Source organism: Yinghuangia soli, assembly GCF_021502675.1.
Lineage (GTDB): Bacteria > Actinomycetota > Actinomycetes > Streptomycetales > Streptomycetaceae > Yinghuangia > Yinghuangia soli.
Genome location: NZ_JAKFHA010000002.1, coordinates 561,805 through 576,680 on the forward strand (window position 1 = coordinate 561,805; position 14,876 = coordinate 576,680).

Sequence of the window (14,876 nt, forward strand, 5' to 3'; positions counted from 1 at the left end):
GCGTGGGCGGGTCCGCACAGCGGGATGGGCCCGCGCGGCCCCCGCTGCCGCGGCCCCCGCGCACTCAGTTCTGGTTCTTTGAAGGCGCCGGGGCATGGGAAAAGGGGTGCTGCAGCCTGGTGTTGGCTGCGGCACCCCTTTTGGCGCGGGCCCGTGGGGGTCAGGCGCGGGCGGCGAGGATTTCTTCGACCAGTTGCTTGCGTTGGATCTGGCCGGTGGCCGTGGTGCGGGGGAGGGTTTCGGCGTAGAAGACGCGGCGGGGGTGTTTGTGGGGGGCCAGGCGGCCTTCGCAGGCGGTGCGGAGGGCGGCGGGGCCGGGGATGGAGGAGGGGTCGTCGGGGACGACGACGGCGCAGACTATTTCGCCCCAGGTGGTGTCGGGGAGGCCTATGACGGCGACGTCGCGGACGCCGGCGAGGGCGGCGAGGACGGTCTCGACCTCGTTGGGGGCGACGCTTTCGCCGCCGGTGCGGATGAGGTCGCGGGTGCGGCCGGCGATGGTGAGGTAGCCCTCGTCGTCGGTGGTGGCCATGTCGCCGGTGCGGTACCAGCCGTTCTGGAGGGCGGCGGCGGTGGCGGCGGGGTCGTCGAAGTAGCCGTCGAAGAGGAGCGGGCCGCGCACGCAGAGTTCGCCTTCGGGGTCGAGGGCGAGGTGCTGGAAGATGCTCGGGACGCCGCAACTGCCGGGCTTGCGCAGGACGTCGGGGCCGTCGAGCGAGGTGACGTTGCCGGCCTCGGTGGAGCCGTAGAAGACGCGCAGCGTGGCGTTGGGGGCCGCGGCCGCGATGCCTTCGAGGAGTTCGGGGACGGTGGCGGAGGTGCCGGAGTCCGCGAAGCGGAGGCTCGGGAGGGTGCCGTCGCCGGTCTCGGCGGTGCGTTCGGCGGCGAGGGCGGCGATGACACGTTCCCATACGGCGGGGACGCAGTTCAGCCGGGTGGCCTCGTGGGCGCGGACCGCGGCGACGATGGACGCGCCGTCGGTCTGCGGGACGAGGACGAGGGTGTCGCGGGCCTGCCACTGCTGCAGGGCGATGGTCCAGGCGCCCATGTGGAAGAGCGGGTAGACGCACACCATGGGGCCGCGCGGCTCGAGTTGGGAGCCGGGGTGGGTGCGCAGCATGTTGACGCGGTGCGAGAGCACGACGCCCTTGGGGCGCCCGGTGCTGCCCGAGGTGAAGAAGATGGTGTGCGGGTCGGCCTCGTCCGGCTCGGGTGCGTCGAGGGGGCCGGCCGGTTCGGTGGCGGCCTGGGCGACGAGTTCGGCGAGCGCGAGGTGGGCGACGTCGGCGCGGGACGCGACCGCGGCGCCGTCGACCTTCTCGTCGGCGATCAGCAGGACGGGCTTGGCAGCGCGCACGAGTGCTTCGGCCTCGTCGGCCGGGAGCGCCGGGCCGACCGGCACGTAGACCGCGCCGATGCGCGCGAGGGCGGCGAAGACCGGCAGGATGTCGAGCGACGTGGTGTTCCAGCACACCACCCGGTCGCCCTTGGCCACGCCGAGGTCGAGCAGCGCCCGCGCGGTGCGTTCGCCGGCCGCCGACAGTTCCGCGAAGGTCAGCACGCGGTCGCCGAGGATCGCGGCGGCGCGGCCCGGGACCGCACGCGCGGCACCCGCGAAGACCTCCCCGATGACGAGTCCCTGCCCCACCCCGTACCTCCCTGGTCGTGCTGGTTGTCGCATGATCCGGCCCCCGTACGCTAGGCGCCCGGCCGCGGCCTGGGAAGAGGCGGGAGCGGGGTGCGCGGGGGCGGCCCGGGGGTGCGCCCCGGGCGGGGGCCGGCTGTGTGGTTCGGACTTGTCGTACGCGGGGACCGGAGAGCGCCGGGGCCGGGTGGCCGTCGCGGTGGCGGGCCCGGGTGAGACGCCTGCCGGGCGGGCGTCTCAAGCGCCTTGCGGGCCCGGCGTGCCGGGCCCGCGTCAGGGGCTGCATCAGGCGCTGTGCAGCCCGGACCGGTCAGGCGTCCTTGAGCTCGACGATGATCTCGTAGTACGGCTTCTCGCCGACGTTGACCGCGGTTTCCACGCCGCCGCGCTTCATCGGGACCACGATGCCGGGGACCACGTCCGCCGCGAAGTACTCCTTGTATTCGCCCTCGCTGTCCGGCTCGGGTTCGACCGCGATCCGGTCGCCGCCGACCTGGACGAGGTAGTAGTCGAGGTCGTGGCGGTGCACGTCGCTGCGCTCGCCAGGGGCGAGGGCGAGCTCCCAAATGCGTACTTTGTCGTCCTCGAACAGGACCTTGCTGCCGATGCCGCCGAGTTTGCGCTCGTCGCTGCTCATGGCCGGTCTCCTCGTGAGTGGAAGGGTCAGTAGCCGCTGGCCGGGTCGACGACGTTCCGCAGCGGATCGCCGGCCAGGTAGCGGGCCAGGTTTTCGCGGAACAGGCCGAAGACGCCGGTGAAGTGGTCGCGGGCGTCGCTGGAGCAGTGCGCCGAGAGGTAGAGGTTCGGGGCATCCCACAGCGGGTCCTCGGCGGGCAGCGGCTCGGTGCGCGCCACGTCGAGCGCGGCGGCGCCCAGGTGCCCGGATTCGAGGGCCTCGATCAGGTCCTTCTCGACCACGAACGACCCGCGTCCGACGTTGCAGTAGAACGCGCCCGGCCGCATCGCGGCGAACGCGGCCGCGTCCATGGTGTCGACGGTGTCCGGCGTCTCCGGTGCCGCCGAGACCACCGCATCGCACTGCGCCAGCATGCTGTGCAGGTCGTCCGGGTGGAAGAGCCGGTCGACGTTCGGCGCGGGCCGGTCGGTACGCCGCCGCGTCGCGTACACCGTCATGCCGAACGCCTGGGCCCGCTTGGCGATTTCGCCGCCGATGCCGCCCACCCCGACCAGGCCGAGGGTACGGCCGGACACCAGCGCCCCGAAGACCGCCTTCCAGCGGTGCTCGCGCTGGCGCTCGTCGAGTTCGCGGTGCCCCTTGAAGTGCGCGAGCAGCCGGGAGAACGCGAACTCCGCGATCGGTACGCCGTTGACCCCGGCCGCCGTGGTGGCCGTGATCCGCTCGGTCGGCAGCCCCGCGGACACCAGTTGCCCGTTGCCCGCCGCGACGCTCTGCACCCACCGCAGTTCGGGCGCCAAGTCGGCGACGTCGAAAGGCAGATCGGCGACCAGCGCGACCTCGATGCGGGACAATCCGGCGCGCTGCTCGGCGGTCAGCTCCGGTGCGCGGGCGCGCAGCGCGGCATCGGACGCGGAGCCGGGGCGCCCGCGTTCGGTGCGCAGCGGGTCCTCTTCGACGTACCGGCATTCGAGGATCTCGATGCGCGGGTCGAGGGCCTGCAGTGCGGCGATGTCGGCGGCGTACCGCTCGGGCGGCCGGATGTCCCAGCGCGGCGGGTACATGATGCCGACGACCAGCGGGTTCATGCGGTGGTTCCCTTCGCGGACGCGGGTGCTGACTCGGGTGCGACGACGGGTGCGAGTGCGGATACGGGTGCGGCCGGCTTGGAGGTGTCCTTGAGGACGCCGGGCCGGTGGGTCGCGGCGAGTGCCTCGTCGAGGTACGCCGGGGCGTCCAGGGTGTCCACGAACCATCCCGTCGGGCACATCGTGAGGATCTCGACGAACGAGAAGCCCCGGCCTTCCAGTTGGGCCCGGAAGGCGTTCTTGATCATGCGGTTGGTGCGGGTGATGTTGACGGCATTGTTGACCGCGCCGCGCGCCACATATGCGGCCCCGTCGAGTTGGGCGATCAGGTCGGCGAGCCGGATCGGGTAGCCGTGCTGCGCGGCGTCGCGGCCGTCGAGGGTGTTCTTCGTGCGCTGGCCGAGCACGGTCGCGGCGGTCATGTGGCCGCCGGTCTCGCCGAAGACGCCGTTGTTGAGCATGAAGCAGGTGATGTTCTCGCCCCGCGCCGCGGCGTGCAGGACCTCCTGCAGGCCCTCGTTGACCATGTCGCCGTCGCCTTGCACGGTGAACACCAGGGTGTCCGGGCGGCAGCGCTTGACGCCGGTGGCGAGCGAGGGCGCGCGGCCGTGCAGGGCCTGCAGTACCTCGATGTCCAGGTTGTTGGAGTAGGCGGTGTAGCAGCCGATGCCGAACACCGCGATGGCGCGCCGGACCTGGTCGAGCTCCTCGACCTGCTCGACCATCGACCGCATCGCGATCGGCTCGCCGCAGCCGGGGCAGAGGTGGTGGGCGCCGACGTCGATGAGCGCCGGGGTGAAGTCGTGCACGAGGCGCGCGGCGCAGGCCGGGGGCGCGTCGGTGCGGATGACCGGGAGTTCGGTACGGCCGCTCATGCTGCCCCTCCTCGTCCGTCGTGCCCGGCGTCGCCCGCGGGGGCTGCCGCGTCGTGCACGGCCGCGATGCGCGCCTTGAGCACTGCCACGTCCAGGTCCGGGGCGATGCCGAACCCCGATGCGTCCAGGCTGAGTCCGCCGATGAACCGGACCGGAGCCGCGCCCAGTACGGCGAGCCGTACGTCATCGAGCATCTGCCCCTGGTTGTTCTCGTACACCGCCACCGTGCGGCCGCCCGCCGCGGCCGCGGCGACGATCTCGCTCGGGAACGGCACCAGCGTGATGGGTCGCACGTAGCCGACGCGCCTTCCCTCGGCGCGCAGTTCGCGCACCGCCTGGCGTACGTAGGCGCCCGGTGTGCCGTAGGCGACCACCACCACCTCGGCGTCTTCGACGAACTCTGTCTCCGCGCGCGGTGGTTCCTCGGCGACCATGCGCTCCATGACCGCGACGTGCCGGTGGTAGAACTCGGCGAGGTCGTACCCGGCGTCGGCCCGCCCGGCCGCGTGCCGCTGCTTGGCGTCGCTGAGCGGCGAGATGAGCTTCGCCGCGCCGCTGCCGCCGGAGCGCCCGTCCAGTGCCCAGTCGCGCGGCGGCAGCGGTCCGAAGTCGAGCGGGGCGACGGTGACCGACTGGTGGGTGTGCGCGAGGTAGTAGTCGCCCATCACCAGGACCGGGCTGCGCCACTTCTCCGCCAAATGGAAGGCCAGTTGGGTGAGTTCGACGGCCTCCGGGACGTCGCACGGTGCGAGGACGAGGTGCCGGTAGTCCCCGTGGCCGCCGCCCCGGGTGGCCTGGAAGTAGTCGCCCTGCGCGCGGGCCATGTTGAGCACGACCAGCGGCAGCCGGGCGTACACGATCTCGGCGAGCGACTCCTGCATGAGCGAAAGGCCCTGCCCGGTCGAGCCGGTGGCTGCCGGGGTGCCGGTGGCGGCGGCCCCCCAGGCCATGCCGACCGCTTCGAGTTCGCTCTCCGCGTTGACGCAGACTCCGCCGACTTCGGGGAGCCGGGCCGCCATCGTCTCCAGGACTTCGGTGAACGGGGTCATCGGGTAGCCCGCGAAGAAGCGGCAGCCGGCCGCCAGCATCGCCTCGGCGATCGCCGCCGGCCCGGGCATGATGCGGGCGGCGTGGGACGCGCGGTCCGGCCGGGTCGCGGCGGTCATTCGGCGGCCTCCCCGTGCTGCTGCGGCTGCTCGTACCGGTACACCTGGAAGACGAAGTCGGGGCAGATCGCCGTGCACGCCTTGCAGGCGATGCAGCCGGGCAGCAACTGCGGGTACCGGTAGCCGCGTTCGTTGACGATGTCGGTGGTCATCCGGAGCACGTCCGGCGGGCAGGCGTCGATGCACAGCTCGCATCCCTTGCACGCCTCGGTGTCGATCACCAGGGTGCCCAGGCTGACGGTCATACGGCGGCCTCCTCGGGGGCGCCGGAAGCGGCCCAGGCGTCGACGAGCGGCGCGGCGGCCCGGTGCCCGGCGCGCAGGGCGGCTTCGTTGGCGGGGATGTGCCGGTGCCGGTAGGCCGGGAGCACCTCGGGCAGCAGGCCGATCAGGGTGTCCAGGGCGGCGATGCGGGTCGCGGCGGCGAACGCGCCGAGCGCGACCATGGTGACCGCGTTGGCGCTGCCCGCGGCGGTGGCCAGTTCGGTGGCCGGGATGCGGACGACGGCGCCCGGGTGGCCGCCGATGTCCGTGCACAGCGTGGAGTTCGCCACCAGCAGGCCGTCCGGCCGCAGCTTCGCGAGCGTGCCCGCGGCGTGCGCGGGATGCAGGACGAGCGCCGACCAGGTGGCGCCGATGGTCGGCGGGGACTGCACGGGGGCGTCGCCGAGCACGAGCGTGGTGTCGGAGTTGCCGCCGCGCATCATGCCGCCGTACGACCCGAAGAACATCGCGTGCCGGCCTTCCGCGACCGCGGCCGCGGCCAGCAGTTCGGTGGCGAGCTGGATGCCCTGGCCGCCGATGCCGGTCCACAGGATCTCGCGCTGCATGTGCCGCACCGCCTTTCGCCCCTCGGGTCCGCGGCGGCTCGCCGACCGCCGGGAACATTCGATGTAACTATGGGAACGTTGTTCTGGACTGTAGCGTGCAGCGTTCCGGACGGGAAGGGGAGCGGGAGACATGGGCGAGGACCGGCGGGGGGCCGCATCCGGGGGCGAACGGCCGGGCGGGGCCGGCGGAACGGGGCAGCCGGGCGGGGCCGGCGGAACGGGGCAGCCGGGCGGGGCCGGCGGAACGGGGCAGCCGGGCGGGGCCGGCGGAACGGGGCAGCCGGGCGGGGCCGGCGGAACGGGGCAGCCGGGCGGGGCCGACGGAACGGGGCAGCCGGGCGGACGCGGCGGTGCGGCCGGGCGGGACGGGCGAGGCGGTCCCGCGGACCGGGCGGAGCATGCCGAGCCGCAGGCCCCGGAGCTTCTGCCCGGGCTCCCCGACGCATCCCCGGACGAGTCCGACGTGCCCGTCGGGCTCGTCCGCGAGGCGGTCCGCCGCCCCCTCGCCGCCCGCTGGGCGGTCTACGCCGAAGAAGTGAGCCGGCTGGTCGAAGCCACCTACCGGGTCGTGGAGCGCACCGGCAGCCTGGACCCCACGGTCCGCGAGATCCTGCGCGAGTCGGGGCTGTCGAACCAGGCCTTCTACCGGCACTTCCGGTCCAAGGACGAGCTGCTGGTCGCCCTCCTCGACGACGGCCGCCGCCGGATGGCCGAGTACCTGCGCCGCCGCATCGCGGCCGCCGACACCGCGCCCGGCCGCGTGCGCGCCTGGATAGAGGGCGTCCTGGCCCAGGCCGCCGATCCCGTCGCGGCCGCCCGCACCCGCCCGTTCCTGGCCCATCAGGACCGCCTCGCCGAGCAGTTCCCGGCCGAGCAGCGCAGTTCCACGGAGGCCATGCTGGCGCCGCTGGTCGAGGTGCTGCGCGAGACGTACCCCGCCAACCCCGCGGTCGGCACCCACGACGACCCCGTCGCCGACGCCCTCGCCGTCTACCGCCTCACCGTCGCGTGCCTGCACGACCACCTGCGCGCCCGGACCGCGCCGACCCCCGCCGAGACCGCCCACTTGGTGCGATTCGCCTGCCGGGGGCTGCGGATTCCAGTTGTCTGACGCCGAGTCAGACTGGTCGAATAAGCTGCGCTCCGCACTCGCCGCCGGTTCGGTTTGTACGACCGACGCCGATTGGTGCGTGAGGTAGCTCACAGAACGGGCTCTATCGATGACAGTACGTCGCCGTTTCTGAGCCCGCTGTGATTCAGTTTCCCTGGCAATCGGACGTTTGTTAGGGACACTCCGGCACCGGATTTGACCCCGTGTGCTAGTGAGCATTCCGAGTGAACTTCCGGGGCTGTGTGAGGGAAAGCCGAACGGCCCGCGTACCGAGGTCGGTACGCGGGCCGTTTGTGAGTTCGCTGGACCCTCTCACAAGCCAAGGAAACTCATGTCGGGAAACCGTAAGCGGCACCCTGCCCTTACAACGTGGGCGGCCCACCAAAGGACACAGAATGTGCCCGAAGGGACCATTACCAAGCGGCTGAACCACGTTGCCGCACTCTTCAACGGCCTGGGCCTGGACGACCCCGCGAAGCTCGCGGATATCGAAGACCCGCTGGCCGAATACCGCGCCGTCCGGCCGCTGGCCACCGGCTCTATCCGCTCGTACTCTTCGAGCCTTTCCGCGTGGTGCGCCTACCTGCACAACCCGCGCATCAAGAACGCCCGGCGGGAAGTCCGGTCCCGGATTCTCCGGCACCCGGAATCGGAGGAGTTCTACGCGTGGCTGCGCAGTGAAGGACTCGCGCCGCGCACGTGCAGCCAGTACGCCGAGAAGATCGATCGCATGGCCGAGATGTTCCAGCTCGACCCGGCCGCGCTCGAAACACGGCACGTACGCGGATTCATCACCCGCCTGAACATGACGGCGGAAGCGGTCGGCAAGGACGGAATCTCCGCCGCCGCCCATAACGGCGTCCTGTCGGCGGTGCGCCGGTTCTGCAAGTCGATCGAGTCGGCCGACATCAGCGACGGTATCCGGCGCATGAGCAACAACGACGCCGAGAACTCGACCGTACCGGCCACCGAAAAGCAGGTTCGCCAACTCCTCGCGTACGCCCTCGCGACCGGCGACACGGTCATGTACGACTTCACCATCCTGATGGCCTTCACCGGCCTGCGGATTTCCGAAGTCCCCGGATTCCGGCCCTCCTGGCTCAAGTTCGTCGAGGGCGAGGACGAAGAGGCCGACAGCTGGTATATCGAGCTGCCGAAATCCAAGGGCCGCCACGGAAAGCCTGCCGTGAAGCTCCTTGCGTCGGACATCGTGGTCCGGACGTTCATGGGGCGGCCGGATCGCGCGCTTGCCCACTGGAGCGCCCAGAAGGCTTCTGCGCGGTTCTCGGACTTCTGCGCGGCTGCCGGGTACTACTCCGGCCACGCGCACGCCCTGAGGGCCTTCTACGCCACGAAGCTCTACTACGACTCCGGGCATGACCTGCTTTTGGTCTCGAAGCAGCTCCGGCACGCCAACGTGAAGATCACCCAGGGCTACGTATCGAGCCTGATGACCGAGGCCCGGCGCACCGCCGTGCGCGGATTCGGATCGGACCTGGTGGATTCGCTGCGCACCGCCCCCGCCATTCCGGCGCAGCGGCCCGACATGCCGAGGCCCACGCCATTGCGCGCGCTCGCGTAGGTAGTCGCCTAACCTCGAAGAGGCAGGCACGACACCGGCCCCCACACAATCCCGGAGTGTGGGGGCCGGTGGCATTTCCGGCCCCAGGCCGGCCGAGTAATGGCCCGATTACGCTGCAGAGTGCCGGCCGGTAATCGACCGATTACGGCCGCGGGCCCTGAAGGCCGAGGATCAGCGTCGACCAAGCAGCACGGTTTATCTCGATCACCGGTCCGTCGGGTCGCTTGCTGTCGAGTACTCCGACGCTTCCAATTGCAGGGTTGGCGACGGCGACGCACTCCTCCTCCTGCGTGTATGAGGAAGTGACGAAGGGTGCCCCGTGGTGGGTGCGGTTACGAACATGCGGCATTGGCGCTCGTACTCCTCTTCCAGGACGGCCCGCGACTCCGACGGGCTCAAGGACGAGGCTAGTAGGTCGTCCCAGGCCAGCGAGTACCGCGCGACGTCTTCGGGCCGCTGCGTGTAGACGGTCGCCAGGGAGTGTTCGAGGAACACGGCGCGCTGCGGGCCTGCGACGTCCAGGACGACGAACGGGCCGACCAGCCCCGGGCACCCGTCGCGGTAGGGCTCGGCGGTGAAATCGTCCAGGGCCGGGGGCTGGAGCACCACCACCCGGATGGCGCGCGTCTGGTCCACCAGCTCGATCACGCGCTGGATCTGTGCGGCCTGAACGGCGCGGCTGCCCACCGGCCGCCGCAAGGCGTCCAGATGGATCACGAACCACGCTGTACGGCCCTGGTATCCGTCGTACGACTCCTTGAGCCGCTGCGCCCAGGTACGCCCGCGCTCGGACCGCAGAGCGGCCCTACGCTCGATCTCGGCCGGGGGAAGGGACCCGTTCATCGAGCGCATGACGGCTTGCGCGTACGCCGTGGTCTGCATGACCCCCGGGATCAACATCGGGTGGTACTGGCGCACCCGTTCGGCTGTATGCCAGAGACGTGCCTCCGCGCTCATCTCTCCGGCTTCCGCCGGGCGCACGCGGTATACGCCGCGCTGGTCTGTGTCGCGGACTTCGCGCAGTGCGCGCGCCGCTTCTTGCCGACGAGTCATCCCGAACCCCCGGTTCGTCTCGCTGTGGCGGAAAAACTCACCCTACTGGCCGAATCGCCGTCTACGGGGGGAAGTTGCCGAACCACTACCAGCGGATTTGCATCCGGCCAGCGTCCCACGGCCATGGTGCAAACGGCAGTCCGCCGTCACTCGCCCGAGTGGAGTAATTCGCCCCGCCGGGCGGAACTTCGGCCGCGCGCGTAACCTCACGCCCGCGCATGATCGGTGCATGGAACTCTTCGCGGCGATCATCGTGTTGGGCCTGGTCATCCTCGGTTTGGCGGCCTGCCTGATGCGCCTGGTCTATCGACTGCTCCCGCCGCCGGTCATGCACCACCAGGCCGCGCGCCACGCAACCGCACAGGTCGTCCCGCCGCCGCCGCGCCGCGACGATCCCACACGGCCGCTCTACCGCGACGATCCGCCGCCCCGGGAGGTCGAGTGACCAGGCCCGGCCTACGCACGTGCAGGCACCCCTACCAGGCCACGGCCGGGCGTGCCGGGGGAGTTCGCCGGTGGCGGTGCTTCCGGTGCGGCGCGCTCCTGGTGAGCGCGCGCTACGTCGGGTGGCCCGGTGGCCGGTAGCTCACTTGGCCCTGACGGCGGATCACACGAATGGCGGATGATCCGCGCATTGGTGTTGGCGGAGGAACCAACGTGCCGTTGGTGTGGCACGGTGGCTGACTGCGTGGACCACATCATCCCGCGCAAACACGGCGGAACCGACGACCGCGCCAACCTCGCGGGGAGCTGCACACCGTGCAACCTGGCGCGCGGCGACCGCACCCCTACCGCCCCACCATCCCGGGATTGGTGAGATGACCCAACGAGCCACCGCAGTACGCACCTTGCCGCATGCACGCGGCAGGCCGGCCGGACCGCGCAAGGTCCGAAGGCACGTGCTGCCGCGCCGCGTTGAGCTGAACGAGTACGCCATGCCCATGGTGCTGCCCGCGCTCATGTCCGAGGACTTCGCCCGCGAAGACCTGCGATGGCAGGACGCCGTACTCCGCCGAACGCCTGAGGGGGACTACCGGCTCACGGTGCGCGCGGTGCTCCCGGCCGCCGTCGCAGCACGGTTCCACACCCTTCACGAAGTCGTCTCCGACTGGCTGGACCAGGACGTGATCGACGAGGAAGACGAGATCGACGGCGCCCTACTCGCCGAGCTGCAAGCCGAGCACGACGGCGCGGTGGTGCGGATGCCGCGCACACGAACGGAGTAACACATGGGCAGGCGCCCCAACTTGCCGGTCACCCAGGCCGACAAGCTCAACGACCCGGCCACGCTGAGCCGAATGGACGACGGCTCAACGATGTGGCTCGACGCGAACGGCCAACCCCTGAACCGCGCGCAGCGGCGCGCACGCGAGGCAGAGGCGCGCCGCGCGGCGCGGCGCGGCGGCCGGACGCGCTGACCGGCCCGGCTTTTTGGCAGGTGGGCGCGGCTCCGACACCCCGCGCCCACCTGATCTCTCTCCCCGAGGGACCCCCCACCCCGGCCGCGCCGCGCCGAACGGGCGCGCGAGGGTCCCGTGTTCGTGCGAGACTGCGCGACCCGGCGCACACTTGGACCATGGGTACGAGCAGCAAACCCCCAGGTCAGGGCAGGGGTAAGGGGGCGCGGCGCCGGTTCGCGCTCGAACAGTCCCTGGAGCGTGCCCGCAAGGCGGCCGGGGGCGGCCCCGCGTCGGCCGATGCCACCTGGGCCCTTGCCGTGGCGCTCGGCCGCGCCCTGGACGGCGCCACGGGCCGGGACGACGCGCACGGGGCCGCCGCCGTCTCCCGCGTCCTGGTCGAAGTGCTCGACAAGCTGAATGCCTTCCCCGCGCCGCGCGGTGAGGGCGAGGACGACCAGGCCGAGCTGTTCGCCCAGCTCGCGGCCGAGCTGGGGTAGGGGGTGGACTGGGCAGCGACCGGGACGCCGCCGCCCAAGTTCGCCACTCCGCGCACGCCGGAGCGCCCGACGCTGGGCCCGGCCGTGGCCAAGCTCGCGTGCCTGCTCGGTACGCCGCTCATGCCGTGGCAGCAGTACGTCGCGGACGTGGCCCTTGAGTTGATCCCGGACCCGGACGGCGGCCCCGGCCTGGTGTTCGCCTATCCGGACGTCCTGATCACCGTCCCCCGGCAGTCGGGCAAGACGACGCTTCTCCGGCCGGTCATGCTGCACCGCGCCATCAAGCTGGCGTACGGCTCAACGTGGATGACGGCCCAGACCCGGCAGGACGCGCGCGATACCTGGGAGCAGACCGTTCAGCGCGTGCTCGCCTCGAAGCTGCGCCGGTTGGTCAAGGTCCGGTACACCAATGGCCAAGAGGCGATCCGGTTCCCGAACGGCAGCGCGCTCCGGGTGTTCGCCCCGAAGGACTCCGCGCTTCACGGCAAGTCGACGGACCTCGTGTTCATCGATGAGATCTGGTCCCTGTCGGCCGAGGCCGGGACCGCGCTCGCCCAGGCGTTCGTACCGACCATGGCCACGCGCAAGATGGCCCAGAGCTGGAAGGTGTCGACGGCCGGGAACTCGAAGTCCACCTGGTTCCGGCCCATGGTCGACGCGCTCCGCGAGACTTCTGCCGGCCGAACCGCGGCCGACCCCGACGAACCGGCAACCGCGTTCTTCGAGTGGGGAGTTCCCGACGACGCGGCCGACCCCTCGGACGTCGATCTCGTTGCCGCGCACCACCCGGCGTTAGGCCATACGATCGGCCGCCGCGCTCTGCTCGCGGCCAAGAAGCAGATGGGGAACGGCAGCGAGTACGCGAGGGCGTACGGCAACTTCTGGGTGTCGAGCACGTCTTACTACGTTGCTCCATCCGTGTGGGAGGCCGCGCGCACACTGGGCCGGATCGCCCCCGGGTCCGATGTCGCGTTCGCGGCCGAGGTGTTCCCGGACCGGTCCGGCGCGGTGATCGTCGCGGCCGGGCGCGCGCCGGACGGCGCGCTCCTGGTCGAGTTCGTGGAAGGCCGTTCCGGCGTCGGATGGCTGCCGGAGCGCCTGATGCAGCTCACCCGCAAGCACCGGCCGGTGGCCATCGTGGTGGACCCGTACGGACCCGCACGGTCGGCCCACCAACACCTTGACGAGAACCGGCGCGTACGCGTGCCGCTCGTGCCGTTCACGGCCGCCGACATGATCCAGGCGGACGCCGAGTTCGTGACCGGCCTGGTCGAGCACACCGTCCGGCACCGCTCCCACCCGCTGCTTGACGAAGCGTGCCGCGCCGCGTCCGGCCGCCTCGTGCGCGAGCAACCGGTGATCTCCCGGGCCCCGGACCCCGGCGGGAAGTTCCCGGCCGCCGTCGTCGCGGCCATGCTCGCGGCCTACGGACTCACCCATCCGGCCGACGTGTTCGCGGCCCCCGCCATCCGTTCGGCGTAGTCCGAAAGGAAAAATATGATAAGCGGACATAGTGTCCGCTTCATGGGGATCTTCGGACGGCGCTCACGGCGGGTGGAACTCGCCGACGAGCGCGGCGGCGTGCCGCTAGACCAGCTCATCACGCGCGCAATCGAGGCGGGGCCGCCGGGCGCCGATGACGCCTGGTCGGCGTTCGCCGGTGGCGCGGTGCCGCGCGCGCTCGCGCTTCAGGTCCCGGCCGTACGCCGCGCCGTGTCCCTGATCGGCAACACCATCGGGACGCTTCCGCTCGTTCGCTGGCGCGGTACCGACCAGCTGGACGGAACGCCCTTCCTGGACCAACCCGAAGGGTTCCGGTGCCGGTACAACACCATGGCCGCGACGGTGGGGGACCTGGTCCTTCACCGCTACGCGTGGTGGCGCGTGCTGCGCCGGGACTACCTCGGATGGCCCCTCGAAGTGGTCCGGCTCGAACCGGAGTACGTGAGCGTTCAGCGGCTGTTCGGCACCGACGAGGTTGAGCGGGTCTACGCCACCTACCGGGGCCGCGAGGTCCCGCCGGATGACCTGATCTGCTTCGAGGGCCCGGACGAAGGGCTCTTGCAGCTCGGGCGCGGGGAGATCCTGACGGCCCTCGCGCTGGAAGCCGCAGCGAACCGCTACGCCTCGCCGACGATGCCGACCGGCGTCCTGAAGCAGCGGGGGCAGTACGGCCTGACCGATGACGAGATCGACGCGCTCCTGACGAAGTGGGAGACGTCGCGCCGGGCCCGGACCACCGCCTACCTGAACGAGGGAATCGAGTACGACCCCGTGGCGGCCTCACCGGCCGAACTACAGTTGGTCGAGGGCCGCGAGGAGTCGGCGGTACAGATCGCCCGCCTGTGCGGCATCCCGCCCCGGTACATGAACGTCACGGCCGGGGACTCGATGACGTACTCGACCCTGGAATCCGAGCGTCGGGACCTGATCGAACTCACCCTGACGCCGTACATGGAGCCGATCACCGGCCGCCTGAGCATGAGCGACCGCAACGGTTCGCCGCGCGGCGTGCGGGTCGGCTTCAGCCTCGAAACCTTCGGCCGTGGCGCGCCGCTCGACCGCGCCCAGCGGTACGCAACTCTGATCCCGCTTGGGGTGATGTCGGTGCAGGAAGCCCGAGACGCAGAAGACGACTTGACCGGCGCGGCGCCCCGTCCGCGGCCTGTGCCGGCCGAACCGCAGAACGAGGCAATGCCGGTGCAGCCGCGCCGGGTTGCCGACCAGGCCGAGCCGGAGGTAGCCCAGGCGCGAGGGTCGCGCGTCCTGGTGCGCTGTTCGGGTGACACTTCCCCGTCGCCTGAACTCCGGCTCACTGCCGCCGTCTCCGCCGTGACGGCGGCGCGCGGGGCCGGAGACGCGGCCGCCTGGTCGAGTTCGTGGAAGGCCGTTCCGGCGTCGGATGGCTGCCGGAGCGCCTGATGCAGCTCACCCGCAAGCACCGGCCGGTGGCCATCGTGGTGGACCCGTACGGACCCGCACGGTCGGCCCAC

General features: G+C 71.5%; 18 protein-coding genes. 9 read left to right on the forward strand and 9 right to left on the reverse strand.

The window, feature by feature from the left end:
• Positions 1-160 precede the first annotated feature (160 nt).
• From LZ495_RS06795 to LZ495_RS06825, 7 genes are all read right to left on the reverse strand, one after another.
• Entirely contained in the window at positions 161-1,648 is a 1,488-nt protein-coding gene (locus tag LZ495_RS06795) for a class I adenylate-forming enzyme family protein (RefSeq protein ID WP_235051046.1), read from the reverse strand.
• A 307-nt stretch (positions 1,649-1,955) separates the two neighbouring features.
• A complete protein-coding gene (locus LZ495_RS06800) occupies positions 1,956-2,282 on the reverse strand; it encodes a cupin domain-containing protein (protein WP_235051047.1) in 327 nt (108 codons plus the stop codon).
• 26 nt (positions 2,283-2,308) lie between these two features.
• Positions 2,309-3,370 carry a D-2-hydroxyacid dehydrogenase gene (locus LZ495_RS06805; protein ID WP_235051048.1) on the reverse strand — a complete coding sequence of 354 codons (1,062 nt, stop codon included), beginning with the start codon at positions 3,368-3,370 and terminating at the stop codon, positions 2,309-2,311.
• Positions 3,367-4,245: a thiamine pyrophosphate-dependent enzyme gene (locus LZ495_RS06810; protein WP_235051049.1), complete on the reverse strand. Its 879-nt coding sequence runs from the start codon at positions 4,243-4,245 to the stop codon at positions 3,367-3,369. The genes LZ495_RS06805 and LZ495_RS06810 overlap by 4 nt, the downstream gene beginning before the upstream one ends.
• Positions 4,242-5,411, reverse strand: coding sequence for a thiamine pyrophosphate-binding protein (locus tag LZ495_RS06815; RefSeq protein ID WP_235051050.1), 1,170 nt, complete (start codon positions 5,409-5,411; stop codon positions 4,242-4,244). The genes LZ495_RS06810 and LZ495_RS06815 overlap by 4 nt, the downstream gene beginning before the upstream one ends.
• Complete coding sequence (locus LZ495_RS06820; protein ID WP_235051051.1) at positions 5,408-5,656, reverse strand: 4Fe-4S dicluster domain-containing protein; 249 nt, start codon at positions 5,654-5,656, stop codon at positions 5,408-5,410. Before LZ495_RS06820 ends, LZ495_RS06815 begins: the two co-directional genes overlap by 4 nt.
• Positions 5,653-6,240, reverse strand: coding sequence for a 2-oxoacid:ferredoxin oxidoreductase subunit gamma family protein (locus LZ495_RS06825; RefSeq protein ID WP_235051052.1), 588 nt, complete (start codon positions 6,238-6,240; stop codon positions 5,653-5,655). The genes LZ495_RS06820 and LZ495_RS06825 overlap by 4 nt, the downstream gene beginning before the upstream one ends.
• A gap of 463 nt (positions 6,241-6,703) precedes the next feature.
• Here LZ495_RS06825 and LZ495_RS06830 point away from each other — a divergent pair, with 463 nt between their 5' ends.
• Both LZ495_RS06830 and LZ495_RS44695 read left to right on the forward strand, forming a co-directional pair.
• Positions 6,704-7,351, forward strand: a complete 648-nt coding sequence (locus LZ495_RS06830; RefSeq protein WP_235051053.1) for a TetR/AcrR family transcriptional regulator — start codon at positions 6,704-6,706, stop codon at positions 7,349-7,351.
• A gap of 397 nt (positions 7,352-7,748) precedes the next feature.
• Entirely contained in the window at positions 7,749-8,933 is a 1,185-nt protein-coding gene (locus LZ495_RS44695) for a site-specific integrase (protein WP_235051054.1), read from the forward strand.
• A 142-nt stretch (positions 8,934-9,075) separates the two neighbouring features.
• Here LZ495_RS44695 and LZ495_RS44700 read toward each other — a convergent pair whose 3' ends face one another.
• Together LZ495_RS44700 and LZ495_RS44705 are read right to left on the reverse strand one after the other, a co-directional pair.
• Positions 9,076-9,186, reverse strand: coding sequence for a DUF397 domain-containing protein (locus LZ495_RS44700; protein ID WP_235051096.1), 111 nt, complete (start codon positions 9,184-9,186; stop codon positions 9,076-9,078).
• Positions 9,138-9,986 carry a DUF5753 domain-containing protein gene (locus tag LZ495_RS44705; protein ID WP_372498530.1) on the reverse strand — a complete coding sequence of 283 codons (849 nt, stop codon included), beginning with the start codon at positions 9,984-9,986 and terminating at the stop codon, positions 9,138-9,140. Before LZ495_RS44705 ends, LZ495_RS44700 begins: the two co-directional genes overlap by 49 nt.
• A 229-nt stretch (positions 9,987-10,215) precedes the next feature.
• Between LZ495_RS44705 and LZ495_RS06850 the strand changes: the two genes are divergently transcribed.
• The 7 genes from LZ495_RS06850 (at position 10,216) to LZ495_RS06875 (ending at position 14,805) form a co-directional block, all read left to right on the forward strand.
• Positions 10,216-10,431, forward strand: a complete 216-nt coding sequence (locus LZ495_RS06850) for a hypothetical protein (protein WP_235051056.1) — start codon at positions 10,216-10,218, stop codon at positions 10,429-10,431.
• Positions 10,432-10,608: 177 nt separating this feature from the next.
• On the forward strand, positions 10,609-10,803 hold the full coding sequence (locus tag LZ495_RS45230) for an HNH endonuclease (protein WP_372498531.1): 195 nt from the start codon (positions 10,609-10,611) through the stop codon (positions 10,801-10,803).
• Positions 10,804-10,921: 118 nt separating this feature from the next.
• Positions 10,922-11,212 (forward strand): hypothetical protein, encoded by a 291-nt coding sequence (locus LZ495_RS06855; RefSeq protein ID WP_235051057.1) that lies wholly within the window; start codon positions 10,922-10,924, stop codon positions 11,210-11,212.
• A 3-nt stretch (positions 11,213-11,215) separates the two neighbouring features.
• A complete protein-coding gene (locus tag LZ495_RS06860) occupies positions 11,216-11,404 on the forward strand; it encodes a hypothetical protein (protein ID WP_235051058.1) in 189 nt (62 codons plus the stop codon).
• A 158-nt stretch (positions 11,405-11,562) separates the two neighbouring features.
• Positions 11,563-11,883, forward strand: coding sequence for a hypothetical protein (locus LZ495_RS06865; RefSeq protein ID WP_235051059.1), 321 nt, complete (start codon positions 11,563-11,565; stop codon positions 11,881-11,883).
• A 3-nt stretch (positions 11,884-11,886) separates the two neighbouring features.
• Complete coding sequence (locus tag LZ495_RS06870; protein WP_235051060.1) at positions 11,887-13,365, forward strand: terminase large subunit domain-containing protein; 1,479 nt, start codon at positions 11,887-11,889, stop codon at positions 13,363-13,365.
• Between the two features lie 72 nt (positions 13,366-13,437).
• A complete protein-coding gene (locus tag LZ495_RS06875; RefSeq protein WP_235051061.1) occupies positions 13,438-14,805 on the forward strand; it encodes a phage portal protein in 1,368 nt (455 codons plus the stop codon).
• Positions 14,806-14,876: the final 71 nt, after the last annotated feature.